At 51.6% G+C, this 23,090-nt stretch carries 19 protein-coding genes, 1 pseudogene and 1 riboswitch; of the genes and pseudogenes, 19 read left to right on the forward strand and 1 reads right to left on the reverse strand.

What is annotated here, in order from left to right; all coding sequences use genetic code 11:
• Positions 1-339 precede the first annotated feature (339 nt).
• The 8 genes from JDF658_RS13120 (at position 340) to JDF658_RS13155 (ending at position 7,544) form a co-directional block, all read left to right on the forward strand.
• Positions 340-627, forward strand: coding sequence for a type II toxin-antitoxin system Phd/YefM family antitoxin (locus JDF658_RS13120; protein WP_079907965.1), 288 nt, complete (start codon positions 340-342; stop codon positions 625-627).
• Positions 617-925 carry a type II toxin-antitoxin system RelE/ParE family toxin gene (locus JDF658_RS13125; protein WP_079907966.1) on the forward strand — a complete coding sequence of 103 codons (309 nt, stop codon included), beginning with the start codon at positions 617-619 and terminating at the stop codon, positions 923-925. Before JDF658_RS13120 ends, JDF658_RS13125 begins: the two co-directional genes overlap by 11 nt.
• Positions 926-1,231: 306 nt before the next feature.
• A complete protein-coding gene (gene hemE, locus JDF658_RS13130) occupies positions 1,232-2,260 on the forward strand; it encodes a uroporphyrinogen decarboxylase (RefSeq protein ID WP_078665644.1) in 1,029 nt (342 codons plus the stop codon).
• 12 nt (positions 2,261-2,272) lie between these two features.
• Positions 2,273-3,193 carry a ferrochelatase gene (hemH, locus tag JDF658_RS13135; RefSeq protein WP_079907968.1) on the forward strand — a complete coding sequence of 307 codons (921 nt, stop codon included), beginning with the start codon at positions 2,273-2,275 and terminating at the stop codon, positions 3,191-3,193.
• Positions 3,190-4,605 carry a protoporphyrinogen oxidase gene (hemG, locus tag JDF658_RS13140; RefSeq protein ID WP_079907970.1) on the forward strand — a complete coding sequence of 472 codons (1,416 nt, stop codon included), beginning with the start codon at positions 3,190-3,192 and terminating at the stop codon, positions 4,603-4,605. Before hemH ends, hemG begins: the two co-directional genes overlap by 4 nt.
• Before the next feature lie 19 nt (positions 4,606-4,624).
• Positions 4,625-5,305 carry a flavodoxin family protein gene (locus JDF658_RS13145; protein WP_159446645.1) on the forward strand — a complete coding sequence of 227 codons (681 nt, stop codon included), beginning with the start codon at positions 4,625-4,627 and terminating at the stop codon, positions 5,303-5,305.
• A 107-nt stretch (positions 5,306-5,412) separates the two neighbouring features.
• On the forward strand, positions 5,413-6,087 hold the full coding sequence (locus JDF658_RS13150) for a response regulator transcription factor (RefSeq protein WP_079907973.1): 675 nt from the start codon (positions 5,413-5,415) through the stop codon (positions 6,085-6,087).
• Positions 6,084-7,544 (forward strand): cell wall metabolism sensor histidine kinase WalK, encoded by a 1,461-nt coding sequence (locus tag JDF658_RS13155; protein ID WP_078665649.1) that lies wholly within the window; start codon positions 6,084-6,086, stop codon positions 7,542-7,544. The genes JDF658_RS13150 and JDF658_RS13155 overlap by 4 nt, the downstream gene beginning before the upstream one ends.
• Positions 7,545-7,620: 76 nt before the next feature.
• Here JDF658_RS13155 and JDF658_RS13160 read toward each other — a convergent pair whose 3' ends face one another.
• The gene (locus tag JDF658_RS13160) at positions 7,621-8,547 is read right to left on the reverse strand and encodes a LysR family transcriptional regulator (RefSeq protein ID WP_079907974.1); all 927 of its coding nucleotides are present in this window, start codon (positions 8,545-8,547) and stop codon (positions 7,621-7,623) included.
• Between the two features lie 94 nt (positions 8,548-8,641).
• Between JDF658_RS13160 and JDF658_RS13165 the strand changes: the two genes are divergently transcribed.
• The 11 genes and pseudogenes from JDF658_RS13165 to JDF658_RS14640 form a co-directional block, all read left to right on the forward strand.
• Entirely contained in the window at positions 8,642-9,373 is a 732-nt protein-coding gene (locus JDF658_RS13165) for a Fic family protein (RefSeq protein ID WP_078665651.1), read from the forward strand.
• Positions 9,374-9,769: 396 nt separating this feature from the next.
• Positions 9,770-13,543 carry a phosphoribosylformylglycinamidine synthase gene (locus JDF658_RS13170; protein WP_079907976.1) on the forward strand — a complete coding sequence of 1,258 codons (3,774 nt, stop codon included), beginning with the start codon at positions 9,770-9,772 and terminating at the stop codon, positions 13,541-13,543.
• Between the two features lie 82 nt (positions 13,544-13,625).
• Positions 13,626-13,727: riboswitch (purine riboswitch) on the forward strand.
• 236 nt (positions 13,728-13,963) lie between these two features.
• Positions 13,964-15,334, forward strand: a complete 1,371-nt coding sequence (locus JDF658_RS13175) for an NCS2 family permease (protein ID WP_078665653.1) — start codon at positions 13,964-13,966, stop codon at positions 15,332-15,334.
• Positions 15,335-15,360: 26 nt separating this feature from the next.
• Positions 15,361-15,885 (forward strand): 5-(carboxyamino)imidazole ribonucleotide mutase, encoded by a 525-nt coding sequence (gene purE / locus JDF658_RS13180; protein WP_078665654.1) that lies wholly within the window; start codon positions 15,361-15,363, stop codon positions 15,883-15,885.
• Between the two features lie 116 nt (positions 15,886-16,001).
• On the forward strand, positions 16,002-17,294 hold the full coding sequence (gene purB / locus JDF658_RS13185; RefSeq protein WP_079907977.1) for an adenylosuccinate lyase: 1,293 nt from the start codon (positions 16,002-16,004) through the stop codon (positions 17,292-17,294).
• A 25-nt stretch (positions 17,295-17,319) separates the two neighbouring features.
• The gene (gene purC / locus JDF658_RS13190) at positions 17,320-18,027 is read left to right on the forward strand and encodes a phosphoribosylaminoimidazolesuccinocarboxamide synthase (protein ID WP_078665656.1); all 708 of its coding nucleotides are present in this window, start codon (positions 17,320-17,322) and stop codon (positions 18,025-18,027) included.
• Positions 18,028-18,045: 18 nt separating this feature from the next.
• Positions 18,046-19,455: an amidophosphoribosyltransferase gene (gene purF, locus JDF658_RS13195; RefSeq protein WP_078665657.1), complete on the forward strand. Its 1,410-nt coding sequence runs from the start codon at positions 18,046-18,048 to the stop codon at positions 19,453-19,455.
• Positions 19,452-20,480 (forward strand): phosphoribosylformylglycinamidine cyclo-ligase, encoded by a 1,029-nt coding sequence (gene purM / locus JDF658_RS13200; RefSeq protein WP_143312019.1) that lies wholly within the window; start codon positions 19,452-19,454, stop codon positions 20,478-20,480. Before purF ends, purM begins: the two co-directional genes overlap by 4 nt.
• 1 nt (position 20,481) lies before the next feature.
• Positions 20,482-21,108, forward strand: coding sequence for a phosphoribosylglycinamide formyltransferase (purN, locus tag JDF658_RS13205; RefSeq protein WP_079907980.1), 627 nt, complete (start codon positions 20,482-20,484; stop codon positions 21,106-21,108).
• Positions 21,105-22,646 carry a bifunctional phosphoribosylaminoimidazolecarboxamide formyltransferase/IMP cyclohydrolase gene (gene purH, locus JDF658_RS13210; protein WP_079907982.1) on the forward strand — a complete coding sequence of 514 codons (1,542 nt, stop codon included), beginning with the start codon at positions 21,105-21,107 and terminating at the stop codon, positions 22,644-22,646. The genes purN and purH overlap by 4 nt, the downstream gene beginning before the upstream one ends.
• Before the next feature lie 134 nt (positions 22,647-22,780).
• Positions 22,781-23,090, forward strand: a pseudogene (locus JDF658_RS14640) (IS200/IS605 family accessory protein TnpB-related protein); the annotation flags it as partial.

Raw genomic sequence — 23,090 nt, forward strand, 5'->3', positions numbered from 1 at the left:
ATATTTCTCAGCTAAAAAACGCATAATTCGGCCTATTTTGTGTTAAATCGAATTAATTCCCAGCTTGACAAATTCTAAAAAATTTTATGCAACGCTACTGTACATTTACAGTTTAATTAAGGCAGGTTTACTACCAGCTTTAAAACTTGGAAGCATGAAAGTAAGAAGAACTGCCTTACTGGAATTCTTGGAAAAGTTTGAAGGCAAGGATTTAACTGACCCGTTTAATATAAAGCCATTAGAACAACTTAATGAGGAAAAATAACATTTACAGCTTTATTGATGTTTTAGCATAATTATGATAAAATTATGCTAAACTAATAAAGGGGTGATAATTGTATGCCACATATTAGACCAGTATCGGATTTGAGAAATAATTTTGCAGATATATCAAGGATTGTTCATGAAACTCAAGAACCTGTATTTTTGACCAAGAATGGTTATGGGGATATGGTTGTAATGAGCATGGAAGCTTACGAACGGAAACTGTTTGAAAGTGAAATTTACTTTAAGCTGAAGGAAGCGGAACTGGAAGCCAAAACAACTGATAAGAGATATTCCCATAAAGAAGTATTTGAAGAATTAAGGGCAAGAATTGTGGATAAGGTGGAATCTGATGAAGTATGAAATTAGATACCTGCCTTTGGCAAGTAGAGATTTATCTAATATTGTATCTTATATTGCAGATGAGTTAAAAGCACCAAAGGCAGCTATGGATTTAATTGATGCATTGGATACTTCTATATCAAGGCTTGCACAGTTTCCGTATTCATGCAGGGTATATTATCCTGAAAAATCCCTTGAAAATGAATATAGAGTATTACCTGTAAAAAACTATTTAGTGTTCTATGTGGTCAAAGAACAGGTTGTTGAGATTCACAGGGTTATATATGCTAAAATGGATTTAAGCAAACTCATAAAATGATATTATTGACACTATAGAAAATACAAACAATGAATGAAAATAACCGTACTAAAAACGTACTAATATTTTCTGAAGCCTGTTTTTTTCATTGAAAATAGAAATAATAATGACGTGAAATGCAGTAAAATCAAGGGTAGAAAATACTGAAAAAGACTTAATCACAGAGTGGGAGTAAATGCTATCCCTCCGTTTAACGGAGGGTATTTTGTTAATTAGCGAAAATAGGGTAAGATAAAAAAGGATTTTCTTCTTTCTCGTTGAATAGTAAAAAGTATGTGAAACTGAGGACAAGGAGGCAGTACATACATGAATGACACCTTTCTCAAAGCATGTCGACGGGAGCCGGTGGATTATACTCCTGTTTGGCTGATGCGCCAGGCGGGCCGTTACATGGCCGAATATATGGCGATTAGAAGCAAGTATTCTTTCCTGGAAATGTGCAAGATTCCGGAAATTGCCGCTGAAGTTACTTTGCAACCGGTGAACAAACTGGGGGTGGATGCTGCCATCCTCTTTGCCGATATTCTTTTGCCTTTGGAAGGCATGGGGATTCAACTGGAGTTTGCCAAAAACGAGGGCCCGGTAATTCATAACCCGGTCCGAACCAGGGCGGATGTGGATGCCATCCGGGTCATTGAGGCGGAAGAGGCTACTCCCTATGTCATGGAAGCCATCCGTATCTTACGGCGGGAACTGGCAGATAAAGTTCCTCTGATCGGTTTTTCCGGTGCGCCCTTTACCCTGGCTAGCTATATTATCGAGGGAGGCGGCTCTAAAAATTATATTGAGTGCAAGAAGATGATGTGGCAGGCCCCCGAGGTTTGGCATGCTCTGATGGACAAGATTGCCGAGGTAATTTTGCGTTATCTCAAGGCCCAGATTGCTGCCGGGGCCCAGGCGGTGCAGCTGTTTGACTCCTGGGTAGGGGCTCTGTCTCCCGAAGATTATCGTCAGTATGTGCTGCCTTATTCCAAAAAGGTGCTGGACGGCCTGAAGGATAGTGGCGTGCCCGTGATCCATTTTGCCAATAATGCCTCCAGCATGCTGGAACTGGTGAAAGAAGCCGGTGGAGATGTCATCGGCCTGGACTGGCGCATCAATATCGATGATGCCATTCGTCGCCTGGGCGATGATGTAGCTGTTCAGGGCAATCTGGATCCCATGATGTTGTTTGCACCGCCCCGGGTAATTGAGGAAAGGGTTAAGGATATTCTGGCCCGGGTTGGCAATCGGCCGGGACATATTTTTAACCTGGGCCATGGCATCCACAAAGATACCCCGGTAGAACATGTGATTGCTCTGGTGGAAGCAGTGCACAAACACAGTCGCCGGTAAGGAGTGAAGTAAATGGGAGAGCAGCTCAACGGGGTGCTGTTGCTGGGTTTTGGCGGGCCAGAAGGGCCAGAAGGGGTCGAGGCTTTTATGACCCGGTTGATGAAAGGGCGAAAACCGCCGCCGCCGGTGATCACCAAAGTACAGGCCCGTTATCGGCAAATTGGAGGAAAGTCTCCCCTGCTGGAGATTACCAGGGCCCAGGCGGCCGCCCTGGAAGCCAGACTGAACCAGCTGGGAGGAAGCTGGAAGGTAGCGGTAGGAATGAGCAATTCGGCTCCATATATAGAAGAGGGCTTGAAGGAACTGATTGCAGCAGGGGCCGGGCAGGTTATCGCTCTCAGCATCTCGCCCCATTATTCGCGGATAACCACTGGAGCCTATCTGGCTGAAGTGGACAGGCTAAAGGAGCAGTTTTCCTGTCCGGTGATTCCGGCACCGGCCTGGTATGACCATCCCCTGTTTATCGCGGCTCTGGCTGCGAGGGGAAGGGAACAGCTACAGGACTTTGAGCGGCCGGAAGAAGTAGAATTGATTTTCAGTGCCCACAGCTTGCCTGTCTCCTATGTAAGCGGGTCGGAGGCTGACCCCTATCAGGAGCAGGTGGAAGTAACAGCCCGGGCTCTGGCTGCTCATTTTCCGGCCAATCCCTGGACCCTGGCCTACCAGAGCAAAGGGGGCGGGCAGGGGGAATGGCTGGGCCCGGAAGTGGAGGAAGTGCTGGAGCAGCTGGCGGCGAAGGGTAAAAAGGATGTCCTGCTGATTCCCATCGGTTTTGCGGCTGACCATATTGAGACACTGTATGACATAGATATCGAGCAGGCCAATCATGCCAGATCCCTGGGGCTGAATTTCCGGCGGGCCCGGGCAGTCAATGATTTGCCGTTATTTATTTCAGCCCTGGCGGAGGTTGTAACAGAGGTGATGAAAAGATGAAAAAAGTGGTCATTATCGGTGGCGGCATCACGGGTTTAGCGGCTGCCTACACTCTGGGGAAAAAGGGACAGGGCCAGGTGGACTATCTCCTGATCGAGCGGGAGAAGCGCCTGGGAGGCAAAATTGCCACAGATAAGGTTGATGGCTTTGTTATTGAAGGAGGGCCCGACTGTTTTCTTTCGGAAAAGCCTCAGGTGGCCCAGCTCAGTGCCGAACTGGGAATAGAGGAACAGCTCTTGCCCAGCCATGAGGCCAGCAAAGGGACTTATGTCTTTTCCGGAGGCAGACTGCACAAGCTGCCGGAAGGCTTGATGTTGATGGTGCCGACCAAAATCCTTCCTTTTGCGCTGAGCTCCCTCATTTCCTGGCCGGGAAAAATCCGCATGGGGATGGATCTGTTTATTCCACCGCGCCAGAGTGATGAAGATGAGAGTCTGGCCAGTTTTGTTACCCGCAGGTTGGGGCGGGAAGCACTGGAGAAAATTGCTGAACCCCTCATTGGGGGCATTCATGCTGGGGATCCGGAGAAAATGAGCTTAAAGGCCAGTTTTCCCCGTTTCCTTGATATGGAAAAGAAATATGGTAGCTTGATTAAAGCCATGCTGGCAGCCCGAAGGCATAAAGCGCCGGTACAGTATCTGGCCAATGGTAAAATTGAAAAAACCTATTTCATGTCTTTCAAGGAGGGCATGGGACAACTGGTAGAGGCTGTTGCCAGCAAACTGGACCCGGCCAAAATCTGGCTGGGCCAGGAAGTAAAAGGGATAAAGCGTCAGGCTGACGGAAAGTATCTCGTGGAACTGGCAGACAAAGAGCCGGTAATCGCCGATGCTATTATCCTGGCCACACCGGCCAATGCAGCGGCAGAACTGACTGCTGAACTGGATCGGGAAATCAGTCAGCTCTTACAGGGTATACCCTTTGTTTCTTCGGCTACTGTCTCTCTGGCTTACCGGAAAGGGGATGTAAAACAGGATCTGAACTCCTTTGGTTTTGTCATTCCCAGGGTGGAAGGGCGTAAAATCATGGCGGCTACCTATAGCTCGACCAAATGGTATGGGCATCGAACCCCGGGAGAGGAATATGTTCTCCTGCGGGCTTTTGTGGGCGGGCCAGCCAGTCAGGAGCTGGTCTTGCTGGATGACGAGCGCATGATCAGTATGGTTCGCGCCGAATTGCGGGAGATTATGGGCTTGACGGCAGAGCCGGTGCTTACCCGGGTGTACCGCTGGGTTAAAGGCATGCCTCAGTATGTGCTGGGCCATCTGGAGCGGATTAAGGCCCTGGAGGAAAAAACGGCCCAGTATCAGGGGTTGCAGATCGTAGGCGGTTCTTATCGTGGAGTAGGTATCGGCAACTGTGTAGGCGAAGGCTGGAATGCCGCTGAAAACATCTTGAAGCAGCTGAGCTAAAAATATGGGAGGAGACCGCATGGAAGGGCAGAAACGGCAAGTGCTGGCACTGGTGGGCAGTTACCGCAAAGGGGGTAATACCGACTTGATCATTGAGCAGGCTCTGGCCGGGGCTAGAGACTGTGGAGCGGAAACGGAAAAATTTTTTGTGGATGATTTGCGGTTTACCTCCTGTCAGGGTTGCTATGAATGCCGGCCGGCAGGGGTATGCAAACTGGAGGATGATGTCCGCCTGATTCGGGATAAAATAGAGGCTGCTGATGGCATTATTATCGGTACTCCCATTTATGGAAATTACATGACCGGGCAACTAAAAACGTTGCTGGATCGTTTGATGGGGGTATTAACCCGACGGGTTTTTGATCCCCGGGAAAAGAAGTTCCAGACTTTTAGCCGCATGGTGCCGAAACAGCGCAATGTATTGCTGGTATTCACAGCTGGCGCACCTCATCCTGAATGTGCCGAAGATGCGGAAAAACTGCTGCGACGGATGATGGAAAAGCATACCAATGGCGGGTTTATAGAAGCCCTGGTGGCTACTTCGGTTACCAGCCAGGGGGCTATTGCCATGAGTGTAGCGGAACTGCTGGAATTAGCCAGGCGATCCGGGATACCAATTGGGGAGGAACAGGCCCGCCAGGCCTGGGAGCGCAACCAGAGGGTACTGGCCCGGGCTTTTGAGCTGGGAAGAAAGTTATAAGGAAAGGAAACAGGCTGTCTGCGAGAGGCGGACAGCTTTTTTGTTCACACAATCGCCATATTCTTTCGTTATACTGAAATTAGCATCCTGGGTCGGAGGGTGAGGCTATGGCTGAGAAAAAAATTCTCGTGGTCGATGATGAAATGAGAATGCGCAAACTGGTAGGAGATTTTCTGAAAAAAGAAGGCTATGCTGTGCGGGAAGCAGCAGATGGTCGCCAGGCACTGGAGATTTTTCAGCGGGAACATCCGGATTTAGTTATACTGGATGTAATGATGCCGGAATATGATGGCTGGGCTGTCTGCCGGGAGATCAGAAAGACTTCCAGGGTCCCGATTATCATGTTAACGGCGCGGGGAGAAGAGGAGGATGAGCTTTTTGGTTTTGATCTGGGAGCAGATGAATATATCGCCAAGCCTTTTAGCTTAAAGATACTGGCAGCAAGAATCCAGGCCCTGCTTCGCCGCCTGGAAAACCGGCAAGTGGCGATAAGAAATTATGACGGGCTGGAAATCGATGAACCGGGGCGTAATGTTTATGTGAACGGGGAACGGATTGAACTAACACCCAAGGAGTTTGATCTTTTGCTCTATCTGGCAGATAATGCCGGCCGGGCTTTGAACAGGGATCAGATTTTAAATGCGGTATGGAATTATGATTACTTTGGCGATACCCGTACGGTGGATACCCATATCAAGCGACTCAGACTGAAACTGGGGGAGAAAAGCGAATTAATTCAGACGGTACGGGGGGTTGGTTACAGATTTGAGGTGAAAAAATGAGATTATCTATACGCACCAAACTATTTCTGGCAGGGAGTGGGCTGGTGGCCTTTTTTGTCGGGTTTTCTCTGCTGTTAAACAATCTTTATTTAAATGAATATTATCTCTGGCAAAAGAAAAACATTCTGATCGAGAGTCTGGAGATGCTTAACGAGAACTACCAGGGGGATCTTGAAACTATTGGATTGCAACTGGAAAAACTGGAGAGAAATCAAGGACTAAATGTTTATATTATCGGTCCGGGGATGGAGTTAAAGTATAATCCTGCGATGCGTCTTTTTGGTATGGGTGGCCCCGGTCGAAAAGGCATGGAGATGACCCTCTGGATGCATGTTTTGCGGTCAGATCTGTGGCAACGTCCCCAGGGGGAGTATCGGCTGGAAGTGGTGGAGGACCCGCGGCTGAAGACCAATTTTCTCCTGCTGACAGGGCGGTTAAAAACAGGGGAGCTGCTGGTATTGAGCCTGCCTGTTGCGGCTATTGATGAAAGCACTGCAGTTGCCAATCGCTTTTTCCTGTTCACGGGTCTGATCACAATAGTCCTGGGGGGACTGGGAGCATATATCTTCGCCCGGCGGTTTACCAGGCCGATTCTGGAGCTGAATGAACTGGCCCAGCATATGGCCCGGCTGGATTTTAGCCAGAAATATCGCGGGCAGACTGATGACGAGATCGGGCAGCTGGGGGAGAGCATTAATTCTATGTCTGAACAACTGGATAGGGCTATCAACCAGCTGCGGGAGGACATTGAGCGGGAACGCCGGATTGATCAAATGCGGAAGGAGTTTATCTCCAATGTTTCCCATGAATTAAAGACTCCTATTGCCTTGATTCAGGGTTACGCAGAAGGGTTGAAACTAAATGTCAATGAGGATGAGGAAAGCAGAAATTTCTACTGTGATGTGATTATAGATGAGGCCGGCAAAATGAACCGGCTGGTGAGGGACCTGCTGGATTTATCCCAGATCGAGTCAGGCTATTTGCAACTGGAGAAGACGGAGTTTGACCTGGCGGAACTGCTAAGGCAGATTGTGGAAAAATTCCGGCCCCTATTGAATGAACAGGGCGTAGATATTGGGCTGGACATACCCGGAGCTTTGCCGGTACTGGGGGATGTTGGTCGGATTGAGCAGGTCGTGATTAACTATTTGAATAATGCGATAAACCATCTGGACCAGCGCAAGCAGCTTAGAATCAAGGCCAGGCGGCGGGGGGAAAAGGTTCGGGTCGAAGTGTTCAACAGCGGCCAGTCTATTCCGGCCGAGGCTCTGGAAAAAATCTGGACCAGTTTTTATAAAGTAGACAAAGCCCGTACCAGAGCCTATGGTGGTACCGGGCTGGGTCTGGCCGTAGTGAGGGCGATTATGGAATTGCACCAGAATGGGTACGGCGCCGAGAATTTGCCCGATGGGGTGAATTTCTGGTTTGAGCTGGATTTTCATCAATCTGCCACCTAGTTTTCACAGAACTGCCACAGAAACAGCATATAATCTGCTTTGTACAAAAACAAAGCAGGAGGGAAAGAGAATGAAATTAAGTCGGCAGTTGCTCTGCGGGCTCAGTATCGGCAGCAGCAAAAATCAGTAACTCCATGAATTTGCCAGCAGCCAGGGGTAAAGGAAAATCGGAACGGGTAACTACCCCCAGATGACGCCGGGGCAGTTCCAGTTCCAGCGGTAGGAGAAAGACCTGACCGCTGGCCAGTTCTGCCTGCACATAGGCTAAAGGCAGGAAGGTGAGGCCCAGCCCGATTTTGGTCAATTCAACCAGCAAGTCAATGCTGCCGGATTCGATTTCGGGTTGAACGCTGAGATTGTGAGCAGCCAGAAGCTGATCCAGCAAGTTTCTGGTGGTAGTGGCTTTCTCCAGTAACAGCAATGGATAAGTTACGATTTCTTCAAGGGTCAGGGTTTGGCCCTGCAGTTGCCGGTACTGGGGGCCGGCGATAAAGCCATAATTCAATTCTTGCAAAGGGACTGCCTGCAGGTTTGCAGGCAGTTCTTTTGCCGGGAGGTGGATGACCGCCAGATCCACCAGTCCCCGGCTTAATAAATCCAGACAGCCCGGGGAAGTGGTGTTGGTGACCCGGAGTTTGAGCTGGGGATAGAGCTGGCTAAAGTGTTGAAAGGGATGAAGCAAGAAATGCTTACAAATAGTGTCGGTAGCTCCCAGTCGCAATTCGCCCCGAGCCAGGGTGCGCATTTCATCCAGGGTGCGCTCAGCGGTTTTGATGGCCAGGTATGCCTGCTCGATATGCTGGAAAAGGACTTCGCCCTCTCTGGTTAAGCGGACTTGCTTGGTATGGCGGGAGAAGAGAGAGCAACCCAGCTGCTCTTCCAGAGCCTTGATATTCTGACTGACGGCTGACTGGGAAATGAACAGTTCCCGGGCTGCGGCAGAGAAGCTCAGGCTTTTGGCTACATGGTAGAAAACTTTATAGAGTTCAAAGCTGATGTTCATCTTACCGCTCCTGTGATAGTTTTTGCTTTATTGTATCATTAGATAATTTTTCTTAGCAACTATTTGGCGATATAATAAAGATGGGGTGGTAAAGATGAACTTTGCGCTGATTGAGCAAAAAAAGAGAATGCTTGACGCTAAACGGCCGTTGCCAGCCAGTACTGTAAAATCTTTACGGGAGCATATTCTGGTAGAATGGACCTATAATTCTAATGCCATCGAAGGAAATACCCTGACTATTTATGAAACCAAGGTGGTCCTGGAAGGGATAACTATTGGGGGCAAGTCCTTGAAAGAACATTTGGAGGTTATCAACCATAAAGATGCTATTTTATATCTGGAGGAGTTAGTAGATAAGGATGCTCCCCTGACTGAGTGGGAGATTAAGAATATTCACCGGCTTGTATTAAAGAATATTGATGATGCTAATGCCGGGGTGTATAGGAAAGAAAATGTGATAATCAGTGGGGCTAAACATCGACCGCCTCAGCATTTTCTTGTAAAAGAGCAGATGGAAAACCTGATAAAACAGTATCAGGGGGAGTGGCGTAACCTCCATCCAATTGAAAGGGCGGCTCTATTACATGGCGAGTTTGTTAAAATCCATCCCTTTGTGGATGGAAATGGCAGAACAGCAAGGCTTTTGTTAAATTTTGAGTTGATGAAAGCGAGTTATCCGCCAGTAATTATTAAGAAAGAACGGCGGGCAGAATACTATGATTCCCTTGATAATGCTCATATTTCCGGGGATTACAGGGATTTTATTAGCCTTGTGGCTAGTTGTGTTGAAGAGAGTTTGGATTTGTGGTTAAGTGTAGTTTTATAAGCAGGTAAACACAACATGGGTTGTAGGCCGGGGCGGCCGCAGCTAAATTGGGTTTAGACAGTTATTAAGCCTAGAAAAACCCTATTTGCAGATGCCAGCTATACCCGGTATGGGGGGATTAAGGGTATCTGAAGCCAATAAGTCAGGCGACACCCATCAGGGGATGAGACAATTTGCTCCTGAAAAGGCTCTGAGCCCAGTACTATTTTATTTTAAAATTAACCTCAAGAGAGTGATTTTTGCTTTCTTGAGGTTCTTTTATGTACAAAAAATGATATAAGTTGCGCACACATATAATTCAGTCATGCTTATAAATAACATTAGATATATTAACTACTATTATGAATGCGGCTATGATATAATAAAAGCAAAGAAAAGCCGAGGGGGAAGGTATTAATGGTGCCAGTGCGCAGGATTTATGTTGAAAAAAAGCCGGAGTTTGCCGTGGAGGCCCGGCATCTATATGAAGACTTAAAGGAAAATCTGGGCATCAAGGGTTTAACCGGACTGCGTATTATCAACCGCTATGATGTGGCTGGTATCAGTGAGGAAGAATACAGGCTGGCCCGGGACACCATATTCTCCGAACCCCCTGTGGATGTGGCATATGATGAGGTATTACCCCTGGACCCCCGGGAGCGGGTGTTTGCCATCGAATATTTGCCCGGGCAATATGACCAGCGGGCTGATTCCGCCGGACAATGCCTGCAAATTCTTACCCAGAAAGAACGGCCCCTGGTACGCTCTGCCAAGCTGATTGTTTTACAGGGAGATATCACCGAGGAAGAACTGGCCAAAATCAAGGACTATTGCATTAACCCGGTGGAAGCCAGGGAGGCGGCACTGGACAAGCCTGTCAGTCTGGAGCTGGAAATGGCGGAACCGCCGGAGGTGGCGGTTATTCAGGGCTTTATCGACATGAAGGAGCCAGAACTGGCTGAACTCCATGCCCGGCTGGGCCTGGCTATGGGGCTGGAGGATCTGGCCTTTTGCCAAACATATTTCCGGGATACAGAAGGGCGCAATCCCACCATTACCGAACTGCGGGTGCTGGATACCTACTGGTCTGATCATTGCCGGCATACTACCTTCCTGACCCGGATTAATGAGGTGGAGATTGAGGCGGCACCCTTGACTGAGCCGGTAAAGGAGGCCTATCAGGAATATCTGCGGGCCCGCACCCTGGTTTATGGTGAGGAAGAACGGGATATCTGCCTGATGGATATCGCCGTCATGGGCATGAAGGAACTGCGTCAGCTGGGGAAACTGCCGGACCTGGATGAGTCGGAGGAAATCAATGCTTGCAGTATAATTGTGCCGGTGGAGATCGATGGTCGAACGGAAGAATGGCTGGTGATGTTCAAAAACGAAACCCATAACCATCCCACTGAAATCGAGCCCTTCGGGGGGGCGGCTACCTGTCTGGGCGGGGCGATTCGGGACCCTCTCTCCGGCCGTTCCTATGTCTACCAGGCGATGCGAGTAACGGGCAGTGGTGACCCGCGGGCCCGGGTGGAGGATACTTTGCCCGGCAAGTTGCCGCAGAGGAAAATTACTACCGGGGCGGCAGCCGGTTACAGCTCTTATGGTAACCAGATCGGCCTGGCTACCGGCCAGGTAGCGGAAATCTATGACCAGGGCTATATCGCCAAGCGTATGGAAATCGGGGCAGTGATCGGGGCGGCACCGCGAACCAATGTGGTGCGGCAGCGGCCCCAGCCCGGAGATGTCATAATTTTGCTGGGAGGCCGCACTGGGCGGGATGGCTGTGGCGGTGCGACCGGTTCCTCCAAGGAACATACCGAAGAATCCCTCTTTAGCTGTGGGGCGGAAGTACAAAAGGGCAACCCGCCGGAGGAGCGCAAAATCCAGCGGCTCTTCCGCAAGCCGGAAGTAAGCTGCCTGATCAAGAAATGCAATGACTTTGGCGCCGGTGGGGTGTCGGTAGCTATCGGGGAACTGGCCGATGGGCTGGATATTAATCTGGATGCCATCCCGAAAAAATATGAGGGATTGGATGGGACAGAACTGGCTATTTCTGAATCCCAGGAGCGGATGGCAGTAGTGGTAGCCGCTGCTGATGTAGAGCAGTTTATTCAGCTGGCAGCAGAGGAAAACCTGGAAGCTACACCGGTGGCCCGGGTTACCGCTGAACGGCGTTTGCGCATGCACTGGCGGGGCCAGACCATCGTCGATATCAGCCGGGATTTTCTCAACACCAATGGGGTGAAACAGACCACTCAGGTGACGGTAATCGCACCGAAAGCAGAGGAAAACTACTTTGCTGCTGTACCGGCAGCGGTGGCGAAAGCCGGGGATTTACAGCAGGCCTGGCTGGCCAATTTACAGGACCTCAATGTCTGCAGCCAGAAGGGATTGGTCGAACGATTTGACAGCACTATTGGTGCCGGAACCGTGCTGATGCCGCTAGGAGGGATTTATCAGGATACCCCGGCCGAGGGTATGGCGGCTAAGATTCCTGTACTGGAAGGGGAAACGGTCACCGGGACCCTGATGACCTTTGGTTATAATCCTCAACTGGCCAAATGGAGCCCATTCCATGGTGCCCTCTATGCTGTGGTGGAGGCAGTGACCAAAATAGTGGCTATGGGTGGGGATTATCGCCGGGTGCGCCTCACCCTGCAGGAGTATTTTGAGAAGCTGGGCAAGGACCGGCAAAAGTGGGGCAAGCCTTTTAGTGCCTTGCTAGGGGCCTATCTGGCCCAAAAACGGCTGGGGATTGCTGCCATTGGCGGTAAGGATAGCATGTCCGGCACTTTCAAGGATCTGAATGTGCCACCGACCCTGGTAGCTTTTGCCGTGGCACCGGTGGATGTACGCCAGGTTATATCGCCAGAGTTCAAGCAGGCAGGAAGTCGGGTGGTGCTGGTTCGGGCCCGGCGGGATGAACGGGAAATCCCCGATTTTCAGCAATTACAGCAAAACTTCAGCCGTATACACGAAATAATCAGCCAGGGCCGGGTGCTGGCTGCCCATTCGGTACGCCTGGGCGGGCTGGCGGCAGTGATTAGTAAAATGGCGTTCGGCAATCGGATAGGTTTTGCCTTTGCAAATATATTTGATGGGAAGGAACTTTTCGCCCCTCTTTATGGTTTCCTGGTCCTGGAAGTGGAGGCAGGGCTGGATTTGGAACGGGTTCTGGCAGGACTGGACTGGCAGCTCCTGGGCCAGACCCTGGCGGAAAAAGTAATCAAGGTTAATGGTATAGAGATAGACCTGGAAGAGGCATACCGGGCCTGGACAGAACCCCTGGAAGGGGTATTTCCCACCCGGGTTAAGACGCAGGAAGAGCCGCCGAAAATTTTTAGCTACTGGCAGGAACAGCGGCGACAGAGTACGGTTAAAATCGCCCGTCCCCGCATTCTGATGCCGGTTTTCCCCGGCACCAACTGCGAATATGACACAGCCCGGGCCTTTACTGCTGCGGGTGGAATTGTGGAAACTCTGGTTATCCGCAACCTGACCCCGGCGGCTATCGAGGAATCCCTGGCGGCCCTGGTGGCAGGGATTAAGCGGGCCCAGATTATCATGTTGCCAGGAGGCTTTAGCGGCGGGGATGAACCCGATGGCTCCGGCAAATTCATCGCCACCGCCTTCCGTAACCCCCGGGTCAGGGATGCGGTAATGGAGCTTTTATATCAGCGGGATGGCTTGATGCTGGGAATCTGTAATGGTTTTCAGGCCCTGATCAAACTGGGACTGGTGCCCTTTGGTGAAATCCGGGATTTGAGCGATGATTCTCCGACCCTAACCTTTAATACCCTGGGGCGCCATGTCTCCAAACTGGTGCGTACCCGGGTGGCTTCTAACCTGTCCCCCTGGTTGAGTCTGGTAGAGGTAGGGGATATTCATACCGTAGCAGTCTCCCATGGGGAAGGGCGGTTTGTAGCCGCACCGGAACTGGTGGCTGAACTGGCCCGACGGGGGCAGATTGCCACTCAGTATGTGGACCTGGAGGGTAAGCCCACCTATGACCTGCAGTTCAACCCCAATGGCTCCATCGAGGCCATTGAAGGTATTACCAGCCCTGATGGCAGGGTACTGGGCAAAATGGGGCATTCGGAGCGGATTGGCCCCCATCTCTACCGGAATGTGCCCGGGGAATTTGACCAGAAAATCTTTGCCGCTGGGGTAGCTTATTTCCGGTAATATCCGAACGTCATTGTTAAGATAATGTTAAACGTTCGGTTTTGCTCCTTGACAGCAGTGGCCAGACCTGGTAACATAGGTAGTGGACAGCCAAATAGCATCTCGTATAAGCCGAAGAATATGGCTTCGGCGTCTCTACCAGATGACCGTAAATCATCTGACTACGAGAGAAAGTGTGCCTAGGGTTCCGCCGGTTTTATGGCCGGGTCTGTGACCGAGTGGCACAGGTGGGTATTTTTTACCCGCTACACCGATGGGACAAAAGCCCGGACGGGTAGGTTTCTTCTCGTATTTTTTCGCGGAAGAAGTCTGCCTGTCCGGGCCAATTTTCTTTTGGAGGTGAAAAGTAGTAGAGATTTTACGGTTAGGAGAAACTATGGCTGATTAAACTCACTACCATGGATGCTAGGAGGCGTAGAGATGCTAGAGAAACTGTTCAAATTGCGGGAACGCAACACCACTGTTGGTACGGAAATCATTGCCGGTTTGACTACTTTTATGACCATGGCCTACATACTGGCGGTTAACCCCGGTATCCTTTCTACCACCGGGATGGACTATGATGCGGTTTTCTTCGCTACCTGTGTGGCAGCAGGGATTGTAACTATCGCTATGGGTCTGTTTGTCAACTTCCCCATCGCTCTGGCTCCGGGCATGGGCCTGAATGCCTACTTTGCCGTAGTGGCGGCTAAAGGCGGAGAATTTACCTGGCAGGCAGCTCTGGGGGCAGTTTTCATTTCCGGTATTATCTTTCTAATCCTGACCGTCACCAATATCCGGCAGTTGCTGGTGGTTGCCGTACCCAATTCCCTGAAAAAAGCCATTACTGTCGGGATCGGTCTCTTTATTACTATTATCGGTTTTAAGACTTCGCATTTGCTGGTCGCAGGTTTGCATGTTATTCCTCCTACCCTGGAGACTTTGAATAAAACTAATGGTATTGCCGGTTCCCTGCTCTTCTTTGAATGGGATCTGAAGCTGGGCAACCTGACCCATGCCGAACCCTTGCTGGCCCTGATTGGCCTGGCCATTACCGGGATTCTCATGGCCCGGCGAGTAAAAGGCTCCCTGCTCTGGGGGATTATCTTAACCACTTTAATTGGGATTCCGATGGGTGTTACTCCGATTGACAAATTCCAGTATGCCCTGCCCAAGTTGAGTAACCTGGCGGTAGGTAAACTGGATATCATGGGAGCCCTGGAACATGGTCTGATTGCTGTAGTGCTGACCTTTACCTTCGTGGAATTGTTTGATACCTTTGGTACCCTGGTGGGTACTGCTGGCCGGGCTGGCTTGCTGGATGAGACCGGCAACAATCCTTATATCGGCCGGGCCATGCTGGTGGATGCCCTGGGGGTCAGTTTCGGTGCTCTGATGGGTACCAGTACTGTTACTGCTTATATTGAAAGCGCAGCCGGGATTGGGGAAGGTGGACGCACCGGCTTGACTGCTGTTACCACCGGGGTACTGTTTCTGGCTGCCCTCTTCCTGGCTCCTTTCTTTAAGCTGATTCCCGATGCTGCTACAGCTCCGGCCCTGATTATTGTAGGCTTGCTAATGGCTTCTGCCATTAAAGAAATCGATTTTGATGATTTCACTGAAAGCATGCCTGCTTTCTTAACTATGACGGTAATGCCCTTTACCTATAATATCGCCAATGGGATTTCGGCTGGTATCGTTTTCTACACTGTGCTGAAGGTGGTTACCGGCCGGACTAAGGAAGTGCACTGGCTAATGTGGATTCTCACCGCTCTGGTGTTAAGCCGTTACGTTTTCATCGGAGCGGAATAAGGAAAAAATCCAGGAGGGATGAGTTGATGGCAAAACTGGTTGGAATCATCATGGGCAGTGACTCTGACTTGCCGATCATGGCTGAAGCGGCCAAAGTGCTGGATCAATTTGGAGTAGAGTATGAAGTCAAGATCTCTTCCGCCCATCGGGCCCCGGAGGTGACCATTGAGTGGGCTAAAGGGGCAGTGGAACGGGGCCTGGAGGTGATCATTGCCGGTGCCGGAGTAGCTGCCCATCTGCCCGGAGTGGTGGCTGCAGTGACACCATTGCCGGTAATTGGTGTACCAATAAAAGCTGGGGCCCTCAATGGTATTGACGCGCTGTACGCTATAGTGCAGATGCCCAGTGGCATTCCGGTCGCTACTGTAGCTATCAATGGAGCAAAGAATGCAGGATTGCTGGCTGTCCAAATCCTGGCATCAACCAGACCGGAATTGCAGGCCAAACTGGTGGAGTACCGCCGGAAGCTGGCTGAGGAAGTACAGGCAAAGGCGGACAAACTGCAGCAATTGGGCATTGACGGTTATCTGGCCCAAAAACAGCAGGGCTAAAGAGGACCGCCCCGGAATTTTCAACTCGTCCCTGACCCAGGCAGCCAGGTCCTCGCCATAAAACGAGGGTTTGGTCTGCCTGGGATTATTTTTAGCAAAGGAGTGCTGAGAAGAGGATGATTGAGCGTTACACCTTGCCGGAAATGGGGAGAATCTGGTCAGAAGAAAACAAGTATCGCAAATGGTTACAGGTGGAAATAGCTGCCTGTGAAGCTATGGCAGAGCTGGGCATGATTCCGGCTGACGCAGTAGCGGAAATCAAGGCCAAAGCTGATTTCAGTGTAGAACGCATCCATGAGATTGAACAGGTAACCAATCATGACGTAATCGCTTTTTTGACCTGTGTGGCTGAGCGGGTGGGTGAAGCCAGCCGTTTTATCCACCTGGGTATGACTTCTTCCGATGTGCTGGATACGGCCTTGGCCCTGCAGATGAAAGAAGCCGGGGAAATCCTCCTGGGCCAGCTGCGGGAACTTTACCAGATATTGCTGGAAAAGGCGCAGGAGTATCGCTATACCCCCATGATTGGGCGCACTCATGGCATTCATGCTGAACCCATTACCTTTGGCCTGAAAATGCTGTTGTGGGCGGCGGAAACAGAGCGCAATCTGACCAGGCTCCAGGCAGCATTAGAGGATATCTCTACTGGCATGATTTCAGGGGCAGTAGGCACCTATGCCAATATCGATCCACGGGTGGAGGAAATCGCCTGCCGTAAATTGGGCTTAAGACCGGCGAAAGTTTCTACCCAGATTATCCAGCGGGACCGCCATGCAGCCTTCATGACCACCCTGGCTGTGATTGCGGGCAGCCTGGATAAATTCGCCACTGAAATCAGGAACCTGCAACGGACTGATATTCTGGAAGTGGAAGAATTCTTCCAGAAAGGCCAGAAGGGCTCTTCGGCCATGCCTCATAAGCGCAATCCCATTACCTGTGAGCGTATTGCCGGCCTGGCCCGGGTGGTGCGGGCCAATGCTCTGGCGGCCCTGGAAAACCAGGCGCTCTGGCATGAACGGGACATTACCCATTCCTCGGTGGAACGGGTGATTATTCCTGACAGCACCATTGCTCTCAATTATATGTTGCACAAATTCATCGGAGTGATGAAAAACTTGCTGGTCTACCCGGAAAACATGCTGGCTAATATCAATAAGACCCATGGCCTGGTCTTTTCCCAGCGGGTGCTGCTGGCCCTGGTGGATAAGGGCTTGACCCGGGAAGCGGCCTATGCTCTGGTGCAGCGTAATGCCCTTCAAGCCTGGGAGACTAAACAGCCTTTCCTGGACCTGGTCCTGGCTGACCGGGAAATTACCGCTCATTTGAATGAGGAGGAAATCCGGGGGCTGTTCAACTTCAATTACCACCTGGCCCAGGTGGATACCATCTTTGCTCGTTTCGGCTTATAAAATTAACAAGTTAGGAGGAAGGCAGATGCAAAAAGGCGAATTCTTATACGAGGGCAAGGCCAAAAAAATCTATGCTACTGATCAGCCCGGTCTGGTCTGGATTGAGTACAAGGATGATGCTACTGCTTTCAATGGCTTAAAGAAGGGGACCATTAGTGGTAAAGGGGAGCTGAATAACAAGATTTCTGCTTACTTTTTCCAGCTGCTGGCCCAGAAGGGGATTGAAAGTCACTTTGTCCAGCTGGTCAGTGATAATGAGCAGATCGTTAAAAAAGTTGAAATCGTACCTCTGGAAGTAGTAGTGCGCAATATCGCTGCCGGCTCCCTGGCCAAGCGGCTGGGCCTGGAGGAAGGAACTGCCATGCAGCAACCCGTTGTAGAGCTATATTACAAAAATGATGAGCTGGGAGATCCCCTGATTAACTACTATCATGCTCTGGCTCTGGGGCTGGCAACCCGGGAAGAAATGCTCTACATGGAAGAAATGGGCCTGAAAATCAACGCTATTTTACAGGAATATCTCCGCGACAAAGAAATCATCCTGGTGGACTTCAAACTGGAATTTGGCCGGGTAGATGGTAAAATCATTCTGGCTGATGAAATTTCCCCTGATACCTGCCGTTTCTGGGATGCAGAGACCAGGGAAAAACTGGACAAAGACCGCTTCCGTCGTGATCTGGGCGGAGTGGAGGAAGCCTATCAGGAAGTGTATCGCCGGTTGACCGGCAACTAATAATTAGGGGGAGAAACCATGGCGGGGGAAATAAAAGACGAATGCGGTGTATTTGGGATTTATTTGCCTGGTGGCGAAGTAGCCCAGATCACCTATTATGGCCTCTATGCCCTCCAGCACCGGGGACAGGAGAGCGCCGGAATTGCTGTGGCTGACGGTAAGGAAATCCGCCTCCATAAAGGCATGGGCCTGGTGCCAGCTGTATTTCAGGATAAAGATTTACAAAGCCTGAAAGGGTATATTGCCTGTGGTCATGTCCGTTATTCTACCACAGGAGCCAGTTCGCCCATTAATGCCCAGCCCCTGGTTTTTCGCTATGCCAAGGGAATGCTGGCAGTAGCCCACAATGGCAACCTGGTCAATGCCTATGAATTAAGGAAGAATCTTACCGCCCGCGGGTCTCTCTTTCAGTCCACCATTGACACGGAAGTGATTATCAACCTGCTGGCCCGGCATAGCCAGGGCGGGATAGAGGATGCTGTCCATAAAACCATGATTGACCTCAAAGGCTCCTATTCCCTGGTGATCATGACCCAGGATAAATTGCTGGGAGTGCGGGATCCCCATGGCATCCGTCCCCTCTGTCTGGGGCGGCTAGGGGATGGCTATGTGATTGCTTCCGAAAGCTGTGCACTGGATACGGTGGGAGCTACTTTCCTGCGGGATGTTGAGCCGGGGGAAGTGGTGGTAATCGATGAAAATGGCCTGCATTCCCGCCAGGCTTTACCGCCTCAGAAGCAGACCTGCATTTTCGAATATATCTATTTTGCCCGGCCCGACAGCCGCATTGATGGCTTCGGGGTCAACTGGTGCCGGCGCCAGATGGGGCGGCAGCTGGCCCGGGAGGCTCCCCGGGATGTAGATGTGGTCATTTCTGTGCCTGATTCCGGCACGGCAGCAGCGCGAGGCTATGCCGAAGAGCTGGGCCTGCCCTTTGAAGAAGGGCTGATGAAAAACCGCTACATTGGCCGCACTTTTATCCAGCCATCTCAGGCCTTAAGGGAGCTGGCGGTGCGGTTAAAACTCAATCCTATTATTTCGGTAGTGAAAGATAAGCGCCTGGTGCTGGTGGATGACTCCATTGTACGGGGCACGACCAGTCGCCGCATTGTCAAAATGCTGCGGGAAGCGGGGGCGAAAGAAATTCACTTACTGATTAGCAGTCCGCCCATTTTGCATCCCTGTTACTATGGTATCGATACTTCGGAACGGAGTGAACTGATCGCTGCCCAGAAAAGTGTGGAAGAGATAGCCCAGTATATCGGGGTGGATAGCCTGCATTATCTCAGCCTGGAAGGCCTGCTGGCTGTATTTCAGGCTGATGTCAATCAGGGCTTCTGTACCGCCTGTTTTAATGGTCAATATCCCGTCCCCATCCCGCCGGAAGCGGGGAAACACATTCTGGAAAAAGGGGGGTCTTGCTGTTGAAAGGCTTGACCTATAAAGAAGCCGGCGTAGATATTGATGCCGGCAATCGCGCCGTAGAACTGATTAAGGAAAAAGTCAGGAAAACCATGCGACCGGAAGTCTTGACAGATATCGGCGGCTTTGGTGGGCTGTTTGCCCTGGATATCAGCAAATACCGGCAGCCGGTGCTGGTCAGCGGCACTGATGGGGTAGGGACCAAGCTGCGGGTGGCCATGCTGATGGATAAACATGACACCATTGGCATCGACTGTGTGGCCATGTGTGTCAATGATATCCTGGTTCAGGGGGCAGAACCCCTCTTTTTCCTTGACTACCTGGCAGTGGGTAAACTGGATCCGGAACAGGTAGCCGCTATTGTTGGCGGCATTGCCGAAGGCTGCCGGGAGGCAGGCTGTGCGCTCATCGGGGGCGAAACGGCGGAAATGCCCGGTTTTTACCCGCCGGGAGAATATGATGTGGCCGGTTTTGCTGTGGGAGTGGTGGATAAGGAGAAAATTCTCGACGGCTCCCGGGTGCGGGAAGGCATGACGGTGCTGGGCCTGGCTTCTCACGGTCTCCATTCCAATGGCTATTCCCTGGCCCGTAAAGTCTTGCTGGAGCGGGCCGGACTGAACCTTGACCTCTACCTGCCGGAACTGGGTTGTACTGTAGGGGAGGAGTTGCTGAAACCTACCCGTATTTATGTACGTTCCCTCCTGCCCCTGGTTCAGGAAGGGCGCATCGCTGCCCTGGCCCATATTACCGGCGGGGGACTGCTGGAAAATATCCCGCGGGTATTGCCGCCGGGTCTGGGGGTGGAGTTAACCGCCGGCAGCTGGCCGATTCCACCGATTTTTGATTTGATTGAGAAGCTGGGGCATATAGCCAAAGAGGAAATGGCCCGTACCTTTAATCTGGGGATTGGCATGGTGGCTATCGTCGCGGCTGAGGAAGCGCCTGCCATCGCTGACCGTTTGACGGCTGCCGGGGAAAAGGTCTATACCATCGGCCGGGTGGTAGCCGGGGCCGGAGTGCAGGTGGTGTGAGATGCTAAAACTGGGAGTGCTGGTTTCCGGGCGGGGCTCAAATTTGCAGGCATTGCTGGATGCCCGGGGCCGGGGAGAACTGAAAGCAGAAGTGGCGGTAGTGATCAGCGACAAGGCGGGGGCCCTGGCTTTAGAACGAGCCAGGGCCGCCGGAGTGCCTGCCTATCATGTTGATCCCAGGGCTTATCCGGATAAAGCAGCCTATGAACAGGAAATCTGCCGGCTGCTAAAGGAAAATGGAGTGGAACTGGTAGTGCTGGCTGGTTATTTGCGCCTGGTGGGACCGGTGCTGCTGGCAGCCTACCCGGAGCGGATTATCAATATCCATCCTTCGTTGTTGCCCGCTTTTCCCGGGCTGGAGGCCCAGCGCCAGGCCTGGGAATACGGGGTAAAAATCAGTGGATGCACGGTGCATTTCGTTGATGAGGGGCTGGATAGCGGGCCCATCATCCTGCAGGCAGCCGTGCCGGTGGAGGAAGGGGATACGGCAGCTGAGCTGGCGGCCCGGATTCTGGCTGAGGAACATAAACTTCTGCCCCGGACAGTCAATTTGATTGCCGAAGGCAGAGTAAAGATAGTAGGGCGGCGGGTACAGATTGAGCTGCAGGACAGAAAGGAGGCTTTCTGATGAAACGAGCGCTGATCAGCGTTTCTGATAAAACCGGGGTGACGGAACTGGCTCGGGGTCTGGTAGAACTGGGCTGGGAACTGGTTTCCACCGGAGGTACTTATAAGACCATCAAGGAAGCGGGAATTCCCGTAACCTATGTCAGTGAAATTACCGGTTTTCCTGAGATTCTGGATGGACGGGTAAAAACCCTGCACCCCAAAATCCATGGGGGCATCCTGGCCCGGCGCACGCCGGAACACCTGGCCCAGCTGGCCGAACAGGGAATCGGGACTATTGATCTGGTGGCTGTTAACCTCTATCCCTTCCGGCAAACCATCAGCAAGCCGGGAGTGACTCTGGAGGAAGCCATCGAGAATATCGATATCGGGGGCCCGGCCATGGTACGGGCTGCCGCCAAAAACCACGAGAGCGTGGTGATTGTAGTCAATCCCCAGCGCTATTCCCAGGTCCTTAACTATTTGCGGGAAGAAGGGGAAGTGCCTTTGGTTATGCGCCGCCAGCTAGCAGCGGAAGCATATTGCCATACGGCCCAGTATGATGCCATGATCAGCCAGTATCTGTTCGGCCAGGCCGGGGAACGGCCGGGATTGCTGACAGAAGACTTGATTCTGGCCGGCAACAAGGTGCAGACGCTACGTTATGGCGAAAATCCCCAGCAGCAGGCAGCCTTTTATCGCCTGCCCGGCTATGCTGCCTCCGGAGTAGCCGGGGCGGAACAGCTGCAGGGCAAGGAACTGTCCTTCAATAACCTGCTGGACACCCAGGCGGCCTGGAATCTGGTCCAGGAATTTACCCAGCCGGCGGCGGTGATTGTTAAACACAACAATCCTTGCGGAGCAGCTATTGCCGAAGATATTGCCACTGCCTACCGCAAGGCCCTGCAGGCTGACCCGGTTTCCGCTTTTGGCGGGATAGTTGCCCTTAACCGGGAAGTGGATGGAGAAACGGCCAGAGAGCTGACGGAAATCTTTCTGGAAGTGATTGCTGCCCCTGCCTTTAGTGAAGAGGCCAAAACCATCCTGGCAGCCAAATCCAACCTGCGCTTACTGGTTATGCCTGCCGGGAATGCCACCGTATTTCCCTATGACCTGCGGGTAGTAGGCAGCGGTCTCCTGGTCCAGGAAGCTGATACAAGAGAAATAACTGCTGCTGATCTGCGGGTAGTGAGCCAGAAACAGCCCACACCGGAGCAAATCGAGGAAATGCTGTTTGCCTGGCGAGTGGTCAAGCATGTTAAATCCAATGCTATCGTGGTTACCAAAGGGGGCGTTACCCTGGGAGTCGGAGCTGGTCAGATGAACCGGGTGGGTGCGGCCCGCATTGCCCTGGAACAGGCCGGCGAAAAGGCAGCCGGGGCGGTCCTGGCTTCAGATGCTTTCTTCCCCTTCCCCGACACGGTGGAACTGGCAGCCCGGGCCGGAATCAGTGCTATCATTCAGACCGGTGGGGCCCTCAGGGATGAGGAAGTAATCGCAGCGGCTGACCGGTTGGGCCTGGTAATGGTACTAACGGGAGTGCGGCATTTCAAACACTGAGGAGGTAAGCAGCAGCTTCAGAAAACTAGACTATAATTGATTGTATTTAACTGTTTTGCTACAATAAAAAAATGGAACTATTATCCATTGGTGAGGCAGCAAAGTCCGGCAGGGTTTCGGGGAGCTGATCAGGAATGCCAGAGAAACACGAGAAGAACAAATTTAGCATAACTGTGTGCGGGGAGTTTTTTCCGGAGATTTACCCGGCTCACCGGTCTTCGAAATGGAGCCGGGGCGAAGAAGACCAGCTGACTACGGAGATGCGTCTCTTTTGTGCCTGTATGCGGTGGGCCTTTAACCGGCTCCTGGAAGGTGCTTCCCGCCATGAAATCAAGAAGTCAGGCCAAGAACTTTTCGGGCTGAACTCCCGCTATGCGGATGATGCCAGACTTAAAGCACAGGCCCTGCTGGACTCCCAAACAGAACTGCTGAAGTTAGAAAATG

The organism is Carboxydocella sp. JDF658 (assembly GCF_002049395.1).
Lineage (GTDB): Bacteria > Bacillota.

Excerpts from the sequence above, each read along its gene's own strand:
- JDF658_RS13120 (WP_079907965.1), top strand. The coding sequence starts at position 340 with ATGCCACATATTAGACCAGTATCGGATTTGAGAAATAATTTTGCAGAT.
- JDF658_RS13125 (WP_079907966.1), top strand. The coding sequence starts at position 617 with ATGAAGTATGAAATTAGATACCTGCCTTTGGCAAGTAGAGATTTATCT.
- hemE (WP_078665644.1), top strand. The coding sequence starts at position 1,232 with ATGAATGACACCTTTCTCAAAGCATGTCGACGGGAGCCGGTGGATTAT.
- hemH (WP_079907968.1), top strand. The coding sequence starts at position 2,273 with ATGGGAGAGCAGCTCAACGGGGTGCTGTTGCTGGGTTTTGGCGGGCCA.
- hemG (WP_079907970.1), top strand. The coding sequence starts at position 3,190 with ATGAAAAAAGTGGTCATTATCGGTGGCGGCATCACGGGTTTAGCGGCT.
- JDF658_RS13145 (WP_159446645.1), top strand. The coding sequence starts at position 4,625 with ATGGAAGGGCAGAAACGGCAAGTGCTGGCACTGGTGGGCAGTTACCGC.
- JDF658_RS13150 (WP_079907973.1), top strand. The coding sequence starts at position 5,413 with ATGGCTGAGAAAAAAATTCTCGTGGTCGATGATGAAATGAGAATGCGC.
- JDF658_RS13155 (WP_078665649.1), top strand. The coding sequence starts at position 6,084 with ATGAGATTATCTATACGCACCAAACTATTTCTGGCAGGGAGTGGGCTG.
- JDF658_RS13160 (WP_079907974.1), bottom strand. The coding sequence starts at position 8,547 with ATGAACATCAGCTTTGAACTCTATAAAGTTTTCTACCATGTAGCCAAA.
- JDF658_RS13165 (WP_078665651.1), top strand. The coding sequence starts at position 8,642 with ATGAACTTTGCGCTGATTGAGCAAAAAAAGAGAATGCTTGACGCTAAA.
- JDF658_RS13170 (WP_079907976.1), top strand. The coding sequence starts at position 9,770 with ATGGTGCCAGTGCGCAGGATTTATGTTGAAAAAAAGCCGGAGTTTGCC.
- JDF658_RS13175 (WP_078665653.1), top strand. The coding sequence starts at position 13,964 with ATGCTAGAGAAACTGTTCAAATTGCGGGAACGCAACACCACTGTTGGT.
- purE (WP_078665654.1), top strand. The coding sequence starts at position 15,361 with ATGGCAAAACTGGTTGGAATCATCATGGGCAGTGACTCTGACTTGCCG.
- purB (WP_079907977.1), top strand. The coding sequence starts at position 16,002 with ATGATTGAGCGTTACACCTTGCCGGAAATGGGGAGAATCTGGTCAGAA.
- purC (WP_078665656.1), top strand. The coding sequence starts at position 17,320 with ATGCAAAAAGGCGAATTCTTATACGAGGGCAAGGCCAAAAAAATCTAT.
- purF (WP_078665657.1), top strand. The coding sequence starts at position 18,046 with ATGGCGGGGGAAATAAAAGACGAATGCGGTGTATTTGGGATTTATTTG.
- purN (WP_079907980.1), top strand. The coding sequence starts at position 20,482 with ATGCTAAAACTGGGAGTGCTGGTTTCCGGGCGGGGCTCAAATTTGCAG.